General features: G+C 67.0%; 16 protein-coding genes. 11 read left to right on the forward strand and 5 right to left on the reverse strand.

Features of this window, described 5'->3' with window-relative positions:
• Positions 1 to 95: 95 nt before the first annotated feature.
• The 3 genes from trpC to FLL57_RS09815 are packed head-to-tail and all read left to right on the forward strand — an operon-like array spanning position 96 to position 4,031.
• On the forward strand, positions 96 to 893 hold the full coding sequence (trpC, locus tag FLL57_RS09805) for an indole-3-glycerol phosphate synthase TrpC (protein ID WP_142882784.1): 798 nt from the start codon (positions 96 to 98) through the stop codon (positions 891 to 893).
• 8 nt (positions 894 to 901) lie between these two features.
• Complete coding sequence (moaC, locus tag FLL57_RS09810; protein WP_142882785.1) at positions 902 to 1,435, forward strand: cyclic pyranopterin monophosphate synthase MoaC; 534 nt, start codon at positions 902 to 904, stop codon at positions 1,433 to 1,435.
• A 37-nt stretch (positions 1,436 to 1,472) separates the two neighbouring features.
• Positions 1,473 to 4,031 carry a cation-translocating P-type ATPase gene (locus tag FLL57_RS09815; protein WP_142882786.1) on the forward strand — a complete coding sequence of 853 codons (2,559 nt, stop codon included), beginning with the start codon at positions 1,473 to 1,475 and terminating at the stop codon, positions 4,029 to 4,031.
• Positions 4,032 to 4,157: 126 nt separating this feature from the next.
• On the opposite strand, the gene FLL57_RS09820 is transcribed toward FLL57_RS09815, so the two are convergent.
• Positions 4,158 to 4,634 (reverse strand): hypothetical protein, encoded by a 477-nt coding sequence (locus tag FLL57_RS09820; RefSeq protein ID WP_142882787.1) that lies wholly within the window; start codon positions 4,632 to 4,634, stop codon positions 4,158 to 4,160.
• Between the two features lie 239 nt (positions 4,635 to 4,873).
• Here FLL57_RS09820 and FLL57_RS09825 point away from each other — a divergent pair, with 239 nt between their 5' ends.
• Both FLL57_RS09825 and FLL57_RS09830 read left to right on the forward strand, forming a co-directional pair.
• A complete protein-coding gene (locus FLL57_RS09825; RefSeq protein WP_142882788.1) occupies positions 4,874 to 5,374 on the forward strand; it encodes an Hsp20/alpha crystallin family protein in 501 nt (166 codons plus the stop codon).
• Between the two features lie 158 nt (positions 5,375 to 5,532).
• Positions 5,533 to 5,781, forward strand: coding sequence for a PilZ domain-containing protein (locus FLL57_RS09830; RefSeq protein ID WP_142882789.1), 249 nt, complete (start codon positions 5,533 to 5,535; stop codon positions 5,779 to 5,781).
• Positions 5,782 to 5,814: 33 nt separating this feature from the next.
• Here the strand turns inward: FLL57_RS09830 and FLL57_RS09835 are convergent, their stop codons facing one another.
• Positions 5,815 to 6,669 carry an OmpA/MotB family protein gene (locus FLL57_RS09835; RefSeq protein WP_013502315.1) on the reverse strand — a complete coding sequence of 285 codons (855 nt, stop codon included), beginning with the start codon at positions 6,667 to 6,669 and terminating at the stop codon, positions 5,815 to 5,817.
• 253 nt (positions 6,670 to 6,922) lie between these two features.
• On the opposite strand from FLL57_RS09835, the gene FLL57_RS09840 reads away from it, so the two are divergent.
• Together FLL57_RS09840 and FLL57_RS09845 are read left to right on the forward strand one after the other, a co-directional pair.
• Positions 6,923 to 7,549, forward strand: coding sequence for an HAD family hydrolase (locus FLL57_RS09840; RefSeq protein WP_142882790.1), 627 nt, complete (start codon positions 6,923 to 6,925; stop codon positions 7,547 to 7,549).
• A gap of 38 nt (positions 7,550 to 7,587) precedes the next feature.
• Positions 7,588 to 8,079, forward strand: a complete 492-nt coding sequence (locus FLL57_RS09845) for an acyl-CoA thioesterase (protein WP_047309570.1) — start codon at positions 7,588 to 7,590, stop codon at positions 8,077 to 8,079.
• Positions 8,080 to 8,093: 14 nt separating this feature from the next.
• On the opposite strand, the gene FLL57_RS09850 is transcribed toward FLL57_RS09845, so the two are convergent.
• Positions 8,094 to 8,429 carry a hypothetical protein gene (locus FLL57_RS09850; RefSeq protein WP_142882791.1) on the reverse strand — a complete coding sequence of 112 codons (336 nt, stop codon included), beginning with the start codon at positions 8,427 to 8,429 and terminating at the stop codon, positions 8,094 to 8,096.
• Positions 8,430 to 8,626: 197 nt separating this feature from the next.
• On the opposite strand from FLL57_RS09850, the gene FLL57_RS09855 reads away from it, so the two are divergent.
• Together FLL57_RS09855 and lexA are read left to right on the forward strand one after the other, a co-directional pair.
• Positions 8,627 to 9,838, forward strand: coding sequence for a molybdopterin molybdotransferase MoeA (locus tag FLL57_RS09855; protein ID WP_142882792.1), 1,212 nt, complete (start codon positions 8,627 to 8,629; stop codon positions 9,836 to 9,838).
• A gap of 175 nt (positions 9,839 to 10,013) precedes the next feature.
• Complete coding sequence (lexA, locus tag FLL57_RS09860; protein ID WP_013502310.1) at positions 10,014 to 10,724, forward strand: transcriptional repressor LexA; 711 nt, start codon at positions 10,014 to 10,016, stop codon at positions 10,722 to 10,724.
• A 68-nt stretch (positions 10,725 to 10,792) separates the two neighbouring features.
• Here lexA and FLL57_RS09865 read toward each other — a convergent pair whose 3' ends face one another.
• Entirely contained in the window at positions 10,793 to 13,057 is a 2,265-nt protein-coding gene (locus FLL57_RS09865; protein ID WP_142882793.1) for a ComEC/Rec2 family competence protein, read from the reverse strand.
• Positions 13,058 to 13,149: 92 nt separating this feature from the next.
• Positions 13,150 to 14,832, reverse strand: a complete 1,683-nt coding sequence (locus FLL57_RS09870) for a glutamine--tRNA ligase/YqeY domain fusion protein (RefSeq protein ID WP_142882794.1) — start codon at positions 14,830 to 14,832, stop codon at positions 13,150 to 13,152.
• Positions 14,833 to 14,993: 161 nt separating this feature from the next.
• On the opposite strand from FLL57_RS09870, the gene gltX reads away from it, so the two are divergent.
• Both gltX and gltA read left to right on the forward strand, forming a co-directional pair.
• Entirely contained in the window at positions 14,994 to 16,415 is a 1,422-nt protein-coding gene (gltX, locus tag FLL57_RS09875; protein WP_142882795.1) for a glutamate--tRNA ligase, read from the forward strand.
• Between the two features lie 150 nt (positions 16,416 to 16,565).
• Positions 16,566 to 17,870 (forward strand): citrate synthase, encoded by a 1,305-nt coding sequence (gltA, locus tag FLL57_RS09880; protein WP_013502306.1) that lies wholly within the window; start codon positions 16,566 to 16,568, stop codon positions 17,868 to 17,870.
• Positions 17,871 to 17,898: the final 28 nt, after the last annotated feature.

A 17,898-nucleotide genomic window follows, 5' to 3' on the forward strand; every position in this document is an offset into this window, starting at 1 on the left:
GCCTTGGGGCCGGCGCAACGGTGAAGGCGTGGATGGCCGGGACAAGCCCGGCCATGACGAGAAAATGATCCGATCAAGCAGTAGGTAGCAGAGCCGTGTCCGACATCCTGACCAAGATCGAAGCCTACAAGCGCGAGGAGATCGCGGCCGCCAAGCGCGAGCGTCCGCTCGCCGCGATCGAGGCGATCGCCCGCGAGGCGTCGCCGCCGCGCGGCTTCGTCAAGGCGCTGCGCGCCAAGCACGCGGCCGGCGACTATGGGCTGATCGCCGAGATCAAGAAGGCGTCACCCTCGAAAGGGCTGATCCGCGCCGACTTCGATCCGCCGGCGCTGGCCAAAGCCTATGAGGCCGGCGGCGCGGCCTGCCTGTCGGTGCTGACCGACACGCCGTCATTCCAGGGCAGCCTCGATTATCTCGTCGCCGCGCGCGCCGCTGTGTCGCTGCCGGCACTGCGCAAGGATTTTATGTACGACACCTATCAGGTGGTCGAGGCCCGTGCCCACGGCGCCGATTGCATCCTGATCATCATGGCGGCGCTCGACGACGCCGCAGCCAAGGACATCGAGGACGCCGCATTCGATCTCGGCATGGATGTGCTGCTCGAAGTCCACAATGCGCCCGAACTCGAGCGCGCGCTGAAGCTGCGGTCGCCGATGGTCGGCGTCAACAATCGCAACCTGCGCACCTTCGAAGTGACGCTGGCGACCAGCGAGGCGCTGGCGCCCTTGATCCCAAGCGACCGCCTGATGGTCGGCGAAAGCGGCATCTTCACGCCCGACGATCTCGCCCGCCTCGCCCGCGTCGGGATGTCGACCTTCCTGGTCGGCGAAAGCCTTATGCGGCAGCAGGACGTCACCGCCGCCACCCGCGCGCTGCTGACGCGCGCGGCCTGAGGCGGAGCATGGCAAAGACGGCGAAGTCGAAATCCAGGCCAGAAGCGGCGGCGCCTGCCGCCCTCACCCATATCGGCGCCAGCGGCGAGGCGCGAATGGTGGATGTGTCGGAAAAACCCGCCACCGAACGCGTCGCGGTCGCGGAAGGCCGCGTGGTGATGAAGAAGGCGACGCTGGAGCTGATCCTCAGCGGCGACGCCAAGAAGGGCGACGTGCTCGGCACCGCGCGCGTCGCCGGGATCATGGCGGCCAAGCGCACTGCCGAGCTGATCCCGCTGTGCCATCCGCTGGCGCTGTCGAAGGTCACGCTCGACATTACGCCGGACGCCAAACTCCCCGGCTGCATCGTCCGCGCCACCGTCAAGGTCACCGGACCGACCGGCGTCGAGATGGAAGCGCTGACCGCGGTCTCGGTGGCGTGCCTGACGATCTACGACATGATCAAGGCCGCCGAACGCGACGTCCGGATCGAAGGCATTCATCTGCTCGCCAAGACCGGCGGCAAATCCGGCGACTACGTCGCGAGCGCGAGCAGGAAATGAGCTAACATCGGCGGGCCCTCGAACGTCAGGTTCTCCGATGCCCGCCGACCTCGCCTCCCCGTCCGACGCCATCTCCGGCCTCAGCGAGCGCGAAGCCGCGACGCGACTGGCGAGCGAAGGCTACAACGAGTTGCCTAGCCCCGACCGCCGCACGCTGCTCGGCATCGTGCTGGAGGTGGTGCGCGAGCCGATGCTGGCGCTGCTGCTCGGCGGCGGCGTGGTCTACATGGCGCTCGGCGATCTCAAGGAAGCGATCATCCTGCTGATCTTCGCCACGCTGTCGGTGGTGATCACGGTGGTGCAGGAAGCCCGCACCGAACGCGTGCTGGAGACGCTGCGCGATCTCACCAGCCCGCGGGCGCTGGTGATCCGCGACGGGGCACGCAAGCGGATCGCCGGGCGCGAGGTGGCGCGCGGCGACATCATCGTGTTGTCCGAAGGCGACCGCATCGCCGCCGACGCGATTCTGCTCCAAGCCGAGGATCTGCTCGTCGACGAATCGCTGCTGACCGGCGAATCGGTGCCGGTTCGTAAGCTGGCGCGAGACGAGACCGGCGGCACCGCGCCGCGTCGCCCCGGCGGCGACGATCAGCCCAACGTGTATTCCGGCGCGCTGGTGGTGCGCGGCAGCGGCCTTGCCGAAGTGATCGCGACCGGCCCGCGCAGCGAAATCGGCAAGATCGGCCAGGCGCTCGGCTCGATGCAGCCCGAAGCGCCGCGGCTACAGCGGCAGACCCGCAGGCTGGTTCGTACCTTCGGTCTGATCGCCGGCGCCTTCACGCTGCTGGTCGTGATCCTCTACGGCACGTTGCGCGACGGCTGGCTCGATGCGGTGCTGGCCGGGATCACCGTCGGCATGTCGATGCTGCCGGAAGAATTCCCCGTGGTGCTGACGGTGTTCATGGCGATGGGCGCGTGGCGGATTTCGCAGGCCCGCGTACTGACCCGGCGCGCCGCCGCGATCGAAGCGCTCGGCTCCGCCACCGTGCTGTGTACTGACAAGACCGGAACCCTGACCGAGAACCGGATGTCGGTCGCGGAGCTGCGGCTCGTCTCGGGCGAGGTGTTTCGGCCGCGCGACGGCGGCGCGTTGCCGGAAGAATTCCGATCGCTGCTGGAGACCGGCCTGCTCGCCGCCGCGCCCGATCCGTTCGATCCGATGGACCTCGCGCTGCACCGCCTCGCCGGCGATCATCTGCGCAGCGGCAATGGCACGCGCAGCCTCGTCCACGCCTACGGGTTGCGCCGCGACCTGCTGGCGATCACGCAGGTCTGGCGTGACCCCGACGACGCCAGTAACTACGTGGTGGCGGCGAAAGGCGCGCCAGAGGCGATCGCGCGAATGAGCGGCCTCGACGAGGCCGCGGTGGCGGCGCTGGCACGCACCGTCGATGCGATGGCGACCGAGGGGCTACGCGTGCTCGGCGTCGCCCGCGCCTCGCATCCGGGCGAGGATTGGCCGGAGACCCAGCTCGGCTTCCGCTTCGACTTCCTCGGCCTCGTCGGCCTCGCCGACCCGCTGCGAGATTCGGTGCCGGTCGCCGTCGCCGACTGTCGCGCGGCCGGCATTCGCGTCGTGATGATCACCGGCGACTATCCAGCAACCGCGCAGGCGATCGCCCGTCAGGCCGGGATCGATGCGCAAGCCTGCGTCACCGGCGAGGAGATCGCCAAGCTCGACGACGACGCGCTCGCCGAGCGCCTGCGCAGCGTCACCGTGTTCGCGCGGATCATGCCGGAGCAGAAGCTGCGGATCGTCGAGGCGCTGAAGGCCGATGGCGAGGTGGTGGCGATGACCGGCGACGGCGTCAACGATGCGCCGTCGCTGAAAGCAGCGCATATCGGCATCGCAATGGGTGGCCGCGGCACCGACGTCGCCCGCGAGGCCTCCGCCATCGTACTGCTCGACGACGACTTCGCCTCGATCGTCAAGGCGATCCGGCTCGGCCGGCGGATCTACGATAATCTGGTCAAGGCGATGGGCTTCATCTTCGCGGTCCACGTGCCGATCGCCGGGCTGGCGTTGCTGCCGCTGCTGTTCGGGTTGCCGATCCTGCTCGGACCGATCCACATCGCGTTCCTGGAGATGATCATCGATCCGGTGTGCTCGATCGTGTTCGAGGCCGAAACCGCCGAGGACGACGCGATGCGCCGCCCGCCGCGCGATCCGGAACAGCCGCTGTTCAGCCGGGCGCTGATCGTGTGGGGCATGCTGCAGGGCTTGTTGGTGTTTGTGCTGGTCGCCGGCGTATTCGTCATCGGTCAATCGCGGGCGATGCCCGACACCGAGCTGCGCGCGCTGACCTTCTTCGCACTGGTTTTGAGTTTCGTCGGACTGATCTTCGTCAACCGCTCGTTCAGCGCCTCGCTGCTGACGGCGCTGCGCCGTCCGAATGCGATGCTGGCGGGAATGCTCGGCATCGTCGCGGTGGTGCTGGTTGCGAGCCTGGCATGGCCATGGCTGCGCGATCTGTTCCGGTTCGGCCCGCTGCATCCGGACGATCTCGGCCTCACGGCAGCCGCGGCGCTGGCGGTGCTGATCGTGCTGGAACTGATCAAGCCGCTGTGGCGGCGGATGATGCGGCAACCGGGATAGCGGCGGCCGCCGCATCGAGCATGCGCCTCGGCGTGCTACGCAAATGCGTAGTCCGCCGCCTGCCGGTCGATCACAAAACGGCTGGTGTTGGCGCAATCATCGCAACGATAGATGTGGCGCTCGAATTCAACCCTGCGCCCGACCGGCCGTGGCTCGACACGCGCGAGCCGCATGGTCGCGCCGCACTCCGGGCAACGGGACGGATCGAAACTGGTTGAAGCGTTGCGCCAGACCATGATGTCTCCTCCATGATGGCCGGTCATCGTCGGACAGATCGTGCCGAGCGGCGCGTTCGCCGCTCAGCCGGATCGCGGCGCCGCCCCTCGGCGGCGGATCGTCGTCGTCGAGCCGTTGCAGGGCGTCGAGGATCGCGCGCAGCGGCACCGGATTGCGGTGGCCGGGGGCGAGTCGCAGCCACGGCTGCTGCTCGATCGCATTGGCGTCGGACGCCCACGAGGAGAGAATGGCCCGCTTGTCCGCGGTGCTCAGCGTGTCGTCGCGCAGCACCTGGTCGGGGTGGTCATAAGCCGCCGCGGTCAGTCGACCGGACGGAACGCTGCCCGCGCCGGGCAGACAAATCGGTTCGAAGCTGGTGAATGGCATTTTGGTCCTCCCGAATTCCTCCTTCCACACCGGGACGGCCGATGATTTGGAAGCGGCGTTGCCGCTTTCAAGACCTCGCGCGAAAAAATCTTCGAACCCCTCCCACGGGACTACCTCCCTGCCCCTTGACGACGGCGCAACCGCGCCCAAATCGAAGACGCACCCGCAAGACGGGGGTGACTTCCAGATCACAACTAACAGTATCGAGGACATTCAAGACTGAGTACGAGGAGGCATCCATGAACATGCGCGACATCATCCCCTGGGGCCGGAGCAACCAACCCGCGACCCGCTCGTTCGAAGGCGACCCCTTCCTGTCGCTACACCGCGAGATGAATCGGCTGTTCGACGACGTATTCCGCGGCTTCGATTTGCCGGCCCGTGCCGGCGCCCTAACGCCGTTCAGTACCGGTTGGCCGAAACTCGAAATCACCGATGGCGACAAGCAACTGACGATCGCCGCCGAGGTACCGGGGCTGGACGAGAACGATATCGAGGTGCTGCTCGACGACGGCGTCCTGACGATCCGCGGCGAGAAGACGTCGTCGACCGAAGCCAAGGACAAGCAGTTCAGCGAGCACTTCTACGGCAAGTTCGAGCGCCGGATTCCGCTGGACGCGATGGTCGCGGACGATCAGGTCAACGCCAGCTTCAAGAACGGCGTCCTGACCATCACGCTGCCGAAGGTGGAAACGCCGCCCTCGACGGCGAAACGGATCGAGATCCGGAAGGCGAGCTGATACTAACCCGCCGTTAAGCATGGGTCGCCGTGTCCCCGCGCGGGGCACGGCGTGTCGCAAACGGCTGGCAACCGTTATCCGTCGACAACAACTCGAATTTAACAAGTCTGAGCTGCAATCGTTTCCGACGTTGCTCCAACCACGCGGAGAACCATCGCATGACTCAGCCGCGGCGATTTGCGCGTGTCCGTCCGAGCGGGCTCGTGTCCGGCAATGCCAATCTGATCGTCGGCCCCAAATTGCCGGTGATCCCCTGCCGCGTCGTCGACTACTCGGCCGGCGGCGCCTGCGTCGAGCTCAACGCCGACGCCGATCTGCCGCAGCGGTTCGAGATGCTGCACGGCGCCACCAAGAAGAAATGCCGGATGGTATGGAAGCGCGGTCGTCGGGTCGGGCTCTGCTTCTGAGCCGGCGGTCGAACAGCCCAGCCTGAGACCTCGTCAGCGCTGAAGGTCCGGCGGCAACGGCGGGTTCTCCCGCATCAGCGTGATGGTGACGCGTCGGTTCGCCGCCAGCATCGGTGCGTCAGGAAACAGCGGATCGCCGTCACCCTTCCCGACCAGCGACAACACCTGGCTGGTCGGCAGCCCCTGCTGCTTGAGGATTTCGCGCACCGCGTTGGCGCGATTGATCGACAGGCTCAGCGGATCGTCGTCATCGACCTGCATCAGGGTTGCGGCAGTGTGGCCGACGATGCTGATCCGCAGCGAAGTGGCGCGCAGCGGTGCGGCGAGCCGAGCGACCAGCTTGCGTGTGCGCTCGTAAGGGATCGCCGAACCGTCCGCGAACATCGGCCGGCCGTCCTGATCGGTGAGTTCCAGGTTGAGCCCGACCGGCGTTTCCTCGAAGATCACGTTCCGCGACATTTCGGTCAGCTCGGGCACATCCTGCAGCGCCTGGCGCAGCGATGCCGAGGCCAGCGCAAATTCACGCTCGGCCTTGGCGTGCGACGCAGCGCTGCCGGAGCCGCCGGCTTCTTCCAGATGCGGCGTGTTGCTGGCCTGATCGGGCGCGACGTTGCGCTTGCTCTTGACCTGCCCCTGCACCGGCACCCCGTCGGTCTCCAGAACGCCGGCGAACCGCGAATTCTGCTGCACGCCGAAGGCTTCGCGCATCGATCCGGCGACGATCTGCATCTTGCGCAGATCCTGTGTCGAGAACGACACCAGCATGACGAAGAAACTGACCAGGAGCGCCATCAGGTCCGCGAAGGTGACGAACCAGCCGTGCCCGACGGCATGCCCATCCTCCACCTTCTTCTTGCCGGACGACAGGCGTCCACCACCGCCCTTCATCGGGACGGCTCCGAAATGGTCGGGAGCTGTGACAAGACGGAACCTTCGAAGCGCATGTGCGGATCGCCGCTGATCAAATCCGGCGCCGCGACCCCGCATGTGGTGCAAGGTGATTGCAGAAAGATGCGCTTCGCAGCGACGATCGTTCTATCGGCTGCGGATTACCAAACGGTTTCGTCAGTCTATAACATTCTTTAACCAGAATACGCATCCGCTGCACGCACTGCTCACGACTCGCGAATGGGTTCTCGCTATGACCACCGCTCTTGTCCCTGGCGCCGCCGATGCGCTGCTGTTCGATCTCGGCCGTGTGGTGATCGACTACGATCTGCGACGCACGCTGAAGGCCTGGGCGGTCGAACTCGGCAGCGATCCGCATGCGTTGATGGGCAGCCTCGCGCAGAACGATACTTTCCACCGCTACGAGACCGGGCACGTCACCGATGCGGAATTCTTCGCCGCGGTGCGGACCGCGCTCGGGCTGCAGCTCGACGACGACCAGTTGCGCGAAGGCTGGAACGCGATCTTCATCGGCGAGATGCCGGGCATCGCACCGCTGCTCGATCGCGCCGCCCGGCAGCTTCCGCTGTACGCGCTGTCCAACACCAACGCCGCCCACATCGCGCATTTCTCGGAGCACTACGCCGAATTGCTGATCCACTTCCGCCAGATGTTCCTGTCCTCGCGGATCGGCATGCGCAAGCCGCACGGCGAGACCTACGATTACGTGGTCGAGGCGATCGGCATCGCGCCAGGACGGATTGTGTTCTTCGACGATCTGGCGGAAAACGTCGAAGCCGCGCGCGAGCGTGGGCTGCACGCGGTTCAGGTGCGTTCGAGCGACGACATCGCGCGCACGCTGGATCAGCTCGGATTATAAGCACACGCACCACATCGCCGATCGGACGAGACCTCACGATGACCGATGCCGCCGATCTCGCCTGGGATCATCCTCTTCCGTTCACGCTGCCGATGACGCCCGCACCCGCCGATATCGACGGGCTGAATCACACCAACAACTCGGTCTATGTGCGATGGTGCGACAGCGTCGGATGGGCGCATTCCGAAGCGCTCGGCCTGTCGCTCGCCGATTGGCAGCGGATCGATCGGGCGATGGCGATCCGCCGCGGCGAATATGATTACCTGCTGCCAAGTCATCTCGGCGACGAATTGCTGCTCGGCACCTGGATCTACGGCAGCGACGGCAAGCTGGTGATGGAGCGCCGCTTCCAGCTCATCCGCCCGCGCGACGGCGCCGTCATCATGCGCGGACGCTGGCAGCTCGTCTGCATCGAGCTGAGCAGCGGCAAGCCGCGGCGGCTGCCACCGGAATTCGCCGACGTGTATCTGCCGGTGATGATCAAGGCCGGGGACGCTGAGACCGGCGCAGCAGCGTCACCGCCGGCCTGAACTGCCGACCCCCGTTACTGCGGCAGGTTGCGGCAGTCCATCGAGTACACCAGTTCGCCCTTGGCGGTGCGGCCGATCGGCTGGCACGGCACGTAGCTGCGGGCGGCCGGGGCCACCGCAGGTGCGACCGGAGCGGCGGCCGGTCTAGCCGTTTCGCCGGCGGCCGGTTCGGAGGCCGGAGCCTGCGCCACAGGCGGCTGGGGTGCGGCCCCCGGCGGGCTGTAGTCGCCAGCGTTGAAGGATGGCATCCAGCCTTTGCTGAAGTCGTGGCGCATCGAATACACCGTAACGAACCCGATCGTGCCGACCACGACCATGATCCGCAGGAACCATTTCGGGAAGTCTTCCATCCGCATGCTCCACGTCCGCTCGATGCAGGGCACGTTGGTACAGGTGGATTCGACGGTTCGACAATAATGATTTCGAACGACGCGGCGCGACGCCGCGGCCGCGACGCTGATGTGGCCGGCCTTGCGCCGCCGCCGCGTGCGACCTAAAGCCGGATCGTGACACTTTGATTTGGCCTTGCCTGACAGGGAGTGACCCGATGGCCTTGATGCCGGTCGACGATGCGCTCGCCGCCGTGCTCGCCGGCGCGCAGGGCCTCGACACCGAACTGGTTGCACTCGAGGACGGCCACGGCCGGGTGCTGGCCGAAGACCTCGCCGCACTGCGGACCCAGCCACCGCAGCCGATGTCGGCGATGGACGGCTATGCGGTGCGCGCCGCCGACGTCGCAGCCCCGCCCGCGATCCTGCGGGTGATCGGCGAGATCGCAGCCGGCCGCCCCGAGACGGTAGGGATCGGTGCCGGCGAGGCGCTGCGGATCTTCACCGGCGGCGTGGTGCCGGACGGCGCAGACGCGGTGGTGATCCAGGAGGACACCGAGCGCAACGGCGACCGCGTAACCGTCAACGAAGCCGTCAGGCCCGGCCGCCACATCCGCCCCGCAGGGATCGATTTTCGCGAAGGCGAGATCCTGCTGCATCGCGGCCACCGCCTCAGCGACCGTGACCTCGCGCTCGCCGCCGGCATGAATCACCCGTCGCTGCCGGTGCATCGCCGGCCGCGGCTGGCGATGCTGGCGACGGGCGACGAACTGGTGATGCCGGGAACGACGCCCGGCCCGGGTCAGATCGTCTATTCCAACGGTTACGCGCTGCGCGCCCTGGCGCACGCCGAAGGCGCCGAGGTGATCGATCTCGGCATCGCCGCCGACACGCTGGAGGCGACGCGAGCGGCGATCCGACGAGCGCACGAGCTGGACGCCGACCTTCTGGTCACCACCGGCGGCGCCTCGGCCGGCGACCACGACCTGGTCAAAGGCGCGCTGGAGGCAGAGGGCACCGAAATCTCGTTCTGGAAGATCGCGATGCGTCCCGGCAAGCCGATGATGCACGGCCGTCTCGGAGCGATGCGGGTGATCGGCCTGCCCGGCAATCCGGTGTCGTCCTATGTCTGCGCGGTGCTGTTCATGGTGCCGTTGATCCGCGCGCTGTGCGGCATCAGCCAGCCCGGGCACGTCCGCCAGCCGGCGTTGCTCGGCGCCGACCTCTCCGCCAACGACCAGCGCGAGGACTATTTGCGCGCCACCCTGTCGATCGGCGACGACGGCCGGCCGGTCGCGACCCCGGTCGACAGCCAGGACTCCTCGCTGCTGGCGCGGCTGGCAGCGGCGCAAGCGCTGATCGTCCGGCCGGCCTTCGCGCCGGCTGCACGCGCCGGGTCGCCCTGCCTCATCGTTAAGTTATCGCTGTAGCGACCCGTGAAATCCCCGGGGTTCGATTAAGAGGTTGCGGAACACACCCCGAACAGATAGTGTCCGTTCATGATTTGTTTTCGAGATTCGAGGACGATGATGCTCGGTCCGGGCTTCTGACACGAGCCCAGATGGACTCGAACCGGCCCATCGTCGCCGAATGGGGATTTAGCCGATGCTGACGCGCAAGCAGTTTGAGCTGTTGAAATTCATCAACGAGCGGCTGAAGGAAGCCGGGGTTCCGCCATCTTTCGACGAGATGAAGGACGCGCTCGATCTGCGCTCGAAGTCGGGCATCCACCGGCTGATCACGGCGCTGGAGGAACGCGGCTTCATCCGGCGGCTTCCAAACCGTGCCCGCGCCATCGAAGTAATCAAGCTGCCCGATACCAGCGGCATGCCCGGCAACGCCCGCCGCGGATTCACCCCGAGCGTGATCGAAGGCAATCTCGGCAAGGTCCGCCCCCCGAGTCCGGTGCCGAGCGAGGATGACGGCGATCGCGGCAGCGTCGCGGTCCCGGTGATGGGCCGGATCGCGGCCGGTACCCCGATCGAGGCGCTGCAGACCCGCAGCCACACCGTCAGCGTGCCGGCCGACATGCTCGGCAGCGGCGAGCATTACGCGCTGGAAGTGCGCGGTGACTCGATGGTCGAGGCCGGTATCCTCGACGGCGACATGGCGCTGATCCAGAAGAACGACGTCGCCAACACCGGCGACATCGTGGTGGCGCTGATCGACGAGGAGGAAGCCACGCTGAAGCGCTTCCGCCGCCGCGGCGCGTCGATCGCGCTGGAACCGGCCAACGCCGCCTATGAGGTCCGGATTTTGCCGCCCAATCGCGTCCGCATCCAGGGCAAGCTGATCGGACTGTACCGCAAGTACTGAGGCGACCGCTTCGAACTCCGAGCGCGCCTGCCCCGCCTTGAAGGAGATGCCCGTCTCGGGCGGCAGCTTCAGTCGTCGCCCGCCTGATCCTGCGGCGCCGGGGTCGCATCGACCGCTGGCCGACGCGCGGGAGATCCGGTCGAGACCGCGGCATCCGGCGTCTGTGCCGCAGCAGCCCAGGGACGACTGCTACCGCTCGGCCGCGCCGGTGCGGTGACGAACTGCATCGGATCGGCGGCGCTGCGCCGCAGCGCCATCGCCCCATTGGATTGCAGTTCGTCGCGACCGATCGTGCGCGCCGCGCAGCCCGGCGGCGGCTGTCCTGCGGTCACGATCAACACCGCACGGGCGCAGTCGTCCGCGAGCCCGTCGGGGCGCAGCGACAGCGCCACCAGCCGGCCATCGGCCAGCGCTGTGACGCAGCCGTCGGAATCGCACGACACGCCGGCGCGCAGCGACGCCGCGTCCGGGGGCCGGGCGTCGGCATCGGCGGCGAGCCATTCCTTCAGCCGGAACGCGTCCGCTCCGCTCTGCATCAGATGCAGCCGACCGTCGGCACCACGCACCGCCACCTGCTTGCCATCGCCCGCGATCAGCACCTCCGGCTGCGGCGTCAGCGCCGCCCAGCCGATCGCTGCAATCAGCCCGAGCAACCCGCCCCAGCGCAGCGGCGTGCGCAGCAATCCGATCAGCACCAGGCCGAGCGACGCCACGAGCAGAGGCCCGGCGCCGAATGCGGTGACCCGGCCGACCGCACCGGGCAACGCCGCGACCCACTGGGCCACCACGATCATCCAGTCGATGCCGATCTCCATGATCCGCCAGAACGGCGCATCGAGGCCGAACGGCATCGCGGCGAGGCCGAGCATTCCGGCCGGCATCACGATCGCGGAGACCACCGGCATCGCCACCAGATTGCTGAGCACGCCATAGGGCGTGATGCGGTGGAAGTGATAGGCGCCGTAGGGCATCGTCGCCAGTCCGGCGACCAGCGAGGCGAGCAGCAGCAGCGCGATTTCCCGGCCGCCCCACAGCGCCGCACGCGCCGTCGCCGAACTGTCCGCCTTCGCGAACAACGCCGGCATGCCGACCTGCACCAGTGCGACCAGGCCGAGCGTGGCGGCGAACGACATCTGGAAGCTGGGATGTAGCAGGGCTTCCGGCGCGATCAGCAGCACGATCAACGCGGCCAGCGCCAGGGTCCGAAAGGTGATGGCACGGCGGTCGACCATCACGGCGATCAGGACCACCGCGGTCATCAGAAACGACCGCTGGGTCGCGACCTCCGCGCCCGACAGCGCCAGATAGAACGCTGCGGCGGCAAGCGCTGCAGCCGCAGCCGCCTTCTTGATCGGAAACGTCACCGTCAGCCGCGGCACCATCGCCAGCAGCGCGCGCAACGCGAAGAACACCACGCCGGCCACCACCGCCATGTGATAACCGGAGATCGACAGCACATGGCCGAGTCCGGAGACGAACATCGCATCGTTCACCGGGGTCGAGATCGCGTCGCGCTTGCCGGTGAGCAGCGCCGTGGCGATCGCGCGGACGTCTCCTCCCAGCGAGGCGCGGATCCGTGCGTCGATCGCGTCGCGCAGCCCCTGCATCACCGCGGCGTAGCGAAGCCGCCAGCCGGCGTCCTGCGGCGGCTCGGCGGTGGCGATCGCGCCGAGCACGAAGCCGGAGGCGGCGATGCCCTGGAAATACAGATCGCGCGCGAAGTCGTAGCTGCCCGGCCGAAGCGGCTGGAGCGGCGGCTGCAGCCGCGCCTTCAGCGTCACGAAACTGCCGACCGCCGGCGCCGTGCCCTTCCGTACCGACAGCCGCACCCGTTCGAGCGCCGGCGCCCGCGCCGCCTGCATCTGCGTGACGCGCAGGACGAAGCGGTCGGAGCGTTCGCGTTCCTCACGGACCTCGACGAAGCCCCTTAGCTCGGCGGCGACCACCGGCGCCACCAGCACCGGATGCGCAATTCGTTCGCCCTTCAGCGCCGCGGTGGCGAAGCCCGCCGTCAGCGCCGCGATCAGCAGCACCGGCGCGAACGCCCGGCTTCGCCGCAGCAGCACGGCGGCGACGCCGAGCACGACCGCGGTCGCGGCGGCCACCCAGGCGACCGGCTCATGATCGGCGGCAAAGTACAGCGCGATGCCGGTGCCGAACGCCACCGGCGTCCATGGCAGCAGCCGGCCCGGCCCCGCTTCGGCCCGCGCCCAATCCCGGAGACGGTCGAGGAACGCCGGCCACCACGACAGGCGGGACGGCAGCAACGCACCGGCGCCGGCTGGCGCCCCGGTCGGCCATGTCCGTGCTGTGGTCCGATCGCGCCGCTCCACGGCACTCGCCCCCGTCCGCCGCGAGGGGAACAGTGGAGCAGAATGCCTTCGCCGGCAATTGCCGGCGGAGCGCAATCAGGATTGGAGCTAGCTCAGCCCTTCGCGACTTCCTTGGCGAAGGTATCGCGCAACCCGATGGTGCGATTGAACACCGGCTTGTCTGCGGTCGAGTCGCGATCGCGAACGAAGTAGCCCTGACGCTCGAACTGCAGCGGCTCGGTCGAAGCGCTCGCCGCCGTCTCCGGTTCGATCCGCGCGTCGGTCAGGACTTCGAGCGATTGCGGATTGAGATCGTCGGCGAAGGTCGCCGCGCTCGGCGCCGGATTGGCGAACAGCTGATTGTAGATCCGGATCTCAGCCTTCACCGACTGCGCCGCCGGCAACCAGTGCATCGTCGCCTTGACCTTGCGGCCGTCGGGCGCGTTGCCGCCGCGGGTTTCCGGATCGTAGGTGCAGCGCAGCTCGACGATCTCGCCGGCGTCGTTCTTGATCACTTCACGGCACTTGATGAAATAGGCGTAGCGCAGCCGCACCTCGTTGCCGGGAGACAGCCGGAAGAACTTCTTCGGCGGGTTCTCCATGAAGTCGTCCTGCTCGATGTAGATCTCGCGGCCGAAAGCGATCTTGCGGGTGCCGAGGCTCGGATCATCAGGATGGTTGATCGCCTCGAGTTCTTCGGTCTGGCCTTCCGGGTAGTTCTCGATCACCACCTTCAGCGGCTTCAGCACCGCCATCCGCCGCTGCGCGGTGCGGTTCAACTCCTCTCGGATGCAGAACTCCAGCATGCCTAGATCGACCACGCTGTTGGCCTTGGCCACGCCGATCCGCTTGACGAAGTCTCGCAGCGCCGCCGGCGGCACGCCGCGGCGCCGCATGCCGGCCATCGTCGGCATCCGCGGATCGTCCCAGCCGGCGACATGGCCACCGCGCACCAGCTCGGTCAGCACCCGCTTGGACAGCAGAGTGTAGGTGATGTTGAGCCGCGCGAATTCGTACTGACGCGGCTGCGACGGCACCGGCAGCTTCGACAGCAGCCATTCGTACAACGGGCGGTGGTCTTCGAACTCCAGCGTACAGATCGAGTGGGTGATGCCTTCGATCGCATCCGACTGGCCGTGCGCGTAGTCGTAGCTCGGATAGATCGACCATGTGTCGCCGGTGCGCGGATGGTGCGCGTGCAGGATGCGATAGAGCACCGGATCGCGCAGGTTGATGTTGCCCGACGCCATGTCGATCTTGGCGCGCAGCACCCGCGTGCCGTTCGGGAATTCGCCGGCCTTCATCCGCCGGAACAGGTCGAGGTTTTCCTCCACCGAGCGGTCGCGGAACGGGCTGTTCTTGCCCGGCTCGGTCAGCGTGCCGCGGCTGGCGCGGATCTCATCCTGCGACTGGTCGTCGACATAGGCGTCGCCGTTCTGGATCATCAGCTCCGCCCAGGCGTAGAGCTGCTCGAAATAGTCCGAGGCGTAGAACATGTGCTCGCCCCAGTCGAAGCCGAGCCAGCGGACGTCGGCCTGGATCGAGTCGATGTATTCCTGCTCTTCCTTGGTCGGATTGGTGTCGTCGAACCGCAGATGGCAGCGGCCGCCGAATTCCTGCGCGATGCCGAAATTCAGCGCGATCGATTTGGCGTGGCCGATGTGCAGATAGCCATTGGGCTCCGGCGGGAACCGGGTCACGATGGTCCGGTGCTTGCCGCTGTCGAGATCGGCCTGGACGATGTCGCGAATGAAGTCGCGCCCTGCCTCGCCCGCCGCTGTATCTGCCGTGGTCATTCGTCAAACGTCCTGCTGGTCGGAACCGAAAGGGGTATTTGCCAAATCCGCCGCCCCGCGCCAACCCCTTCGGCCTGCGCGGACCACTTTAGTTATGCGCCGATCCTGCTATACACCCTGCGTGCCGCTCCGGCGCGTTCCCTTCCCTGCATTTGGTTCGAATGACCCGTCCCGTCGTCACCCGCTTCGCGCCCTCGCCCACTGGTTTCCTGCACATCGGCGGAGGCCGCACCGCGCTGTTCAATTGGCTGTACGCACGCAAGCACGGCGGCACCATGCTGCTGCGAATCGAGGACACCGACCGCCAGCGCTCGACCCAGGAGGCGATCGACGCCATCCTCGACGGCCTGAAATGGCTCGGGATCGATTGGGACGGCGACACCGTCTACCAGTTCGCCCGCGCGGCCCGGCACCGCGAGGTCGCCGAGCAGCTTCTGGCGGCCGGCAAGGCTTACCGCTGCTACGCCACCGCCGAGGAGCTGGCGGCGATGCGCGACAAGGCCCGCGCCGAGGGCCGCGCCAAGCTGTATGACGGCACCTGGCGCGACCGAGATCCGTCCGAAGCGCCGGAGGGTGTCAAGCCGACCATCCGGCTGAAGGCGCCGCTCACCGGCGAGACCGTGATCGAGGATCAGGTCCAGGGCCGTGTCGCCTGGCAGAACGAGAATCTCGACGATCTGGTGCTGCTGCGTGGGGACGGCACCCCGACCTACATGCTGGCGGTCGTGGTCGACGATCACGACATGGGGGTCACCCACGTCATCCGCGGCGACGACCATCTGATCAACGCGGCGCGGCAGAAGCAGATCTACGATGCGATGGCGTGGGAGCTGCCGGTGATGGCGCACATCCCGCTGATCCACGGTCCCGACGGCTCGAAGCTGTCGAAGCGCCATGGCGCGCTCGGCGTCGACGCCTATCGGGCGATGGGATACCTGCCCGCCGCGCTGCGCAACTATCTGGTGCGTCTCGGCTGGAGCCACGGCGATCAGGAAATCTTCACCACGCAGGAAATGATCGAGGCATTCGACCTGCCGGCGATCGGCCGCTCGGCGGCGCGGTTCGATTTCGCCAAGCTCGAAAGCCTCAACGGTCACTACATCCGCCAGAGCGACGATCACTGTCTCGTGACCCAGCTCGAAGACCTGCTGAAATACATCCCGCAGGGGCCGGCGATCGCCGCCAAGTTCGACGACAGCATCCGCGCCAAGCTGACCCAGGCGATGCCGGGGCTGAAGGAGCGTGCCAAGACGCTGCTCGAGCTGCTCGACAATGCCGGCTTCATTTTCGCCGACCGGCCGCTGTCGCTCGATCCGAAGGCCCAGGCAGTGCTGACGCCGGAAACCCGGCAGTTGATCGGCCGGATGCGCGCTGCGCTCGACGAGGTCACGCCGTGGACCGCGGCCACCACCGAGGCGGCGATGCGCAGCTTCGCCGAGCAGGCCGGGCTGAAGCTCGGGGCGGTGGCGCAACCGCTCCGGGTGGCGCTCACGGGACGGACCACATCGCCGGGAATCTTCGACGTTCTGGCGGTGTTGGGACGCGACGAATGCCTGTCGCGGCTGGCCGATCAGGCCGGGTAAAAGCCCGGGGAAACGGCTCGCGTCCGGCCGCCTTGCGGTGCACACTGCAATGAGCTACGCATTCCCGCCAGCGCTTCAAGACAACCAGTCTCGCTCGCAAGAGCGCTGCGCATACGGCTGGTTTCGCCAACGAACATCGGGGACCACACGATGGACGCAACGACCAACAACAAAACGGCAACGCTGACGGTTGGAAACAAGAACTACGATCTTCCGGTCCTGACCGGAACAGTCGGCCCCGACGTCATCGACATCGGCAAGCTCTATGCCCAGACCGGGATGTTCACTTACGATCCCGGGTTCACCTCGACGGCGAGCTGCCAGTCCAAGATCACCTACATCGACGGCGACGCCGGCGTTCTCGAGTACCGCGGTTATCCGATCGAACAGCTCGCCGAAAAGGGCGACTTCCTCGAGACCTGCTATCTGCTGCTGTACGGCGAACTGCCGACCAAGGCGCAGAAGGAAGATTTCGACTACCGCGTCACCCGCCACAACATGGTACACGAGCAGATGGCCCGGTTCTTCCAGGGCTTCCGTCGTGACGCGCATCCGATGGCGGTGATGGTGGCTTCGGTCGGCGCGCTCGCCGCGTTCTATCATGACTCCACCGACATCAACGATCCGACCCAGCGGATGGTCGCCTCGATCCGGATGATCGCCAAGATCCCGACGCTGGCGGCAATGGCCTACAAATACTCGAGCGGCCAGCCCTTCATCTATCCGAAGAACTCGCTGAGCTACGCGGCGAACTTCCTGCGGATGTGCTTCGCCACGCCGTGCGAGGAATACGTCGTCAATCCGGTGCTGGCGAACGCACTCGACAAGATCTTCACGCTGCACGCCGACCACGAGCAGAACGCCTCGACCTCGACGGTCCGCATCGCCGGCTCGTCGGGCGCCAACCCGTTCGCCTGTATCGCGGCCGGCATCGCCTGCCTGTGGGGCCCGGCCCATGGCGGCGCCAACGAGGCGGCGCTGGCGATGCTGAAGGAAATCGGCACGGTCGAGAACATTCCGGACTTCATCGCCAAGGTGAAGGACAAGAACTCGTCGGTGCGGCTGATGGGATTCGGCCACCGCGTCTACAAGAACTACGATCCGCGCGCCAAGATCATGCAGCAGGTCTGCCACGAAGTGCTGGCCGAGACCGGCCACCACGGCGACCCGCTGCTCAAGGTGGCGATGGAGCTGGAGAAGATCGCGCTCAACGATCAGTACTTCATCGATCGCAAGCTGTACCCGAACGTCGACTTCTATTCGGGCATCACGCTGAAGGCGATGGGCTTCCCGACCGACATGTTCACCGTGCTGTTCGCGGTCGCCCGCACCGTCGGCTGGATCAGCCAGTGGAGCGAGATGATCGAAGACCCGCAGCAGAAGATCGGCCGTCCGCGCCAGCTCTTCACCGGTGCGACCACCCGCAACTACGTCGAGATCAGCAAGCGCGGCTGACGCTTCTTCACCTGCTAACAGTTCGAAG

The organism is Rhodopseudomonas palustris (genome assembly GCF_007005445.1).
GTDB classification, from domain to species: Bacteria; Pseudomonadota; Alphaproteobacteria; order Rhizobiales; family Xanthobacteraceae; genus Rhodopseudomonas; species Rhodopseudomonas palustris_G.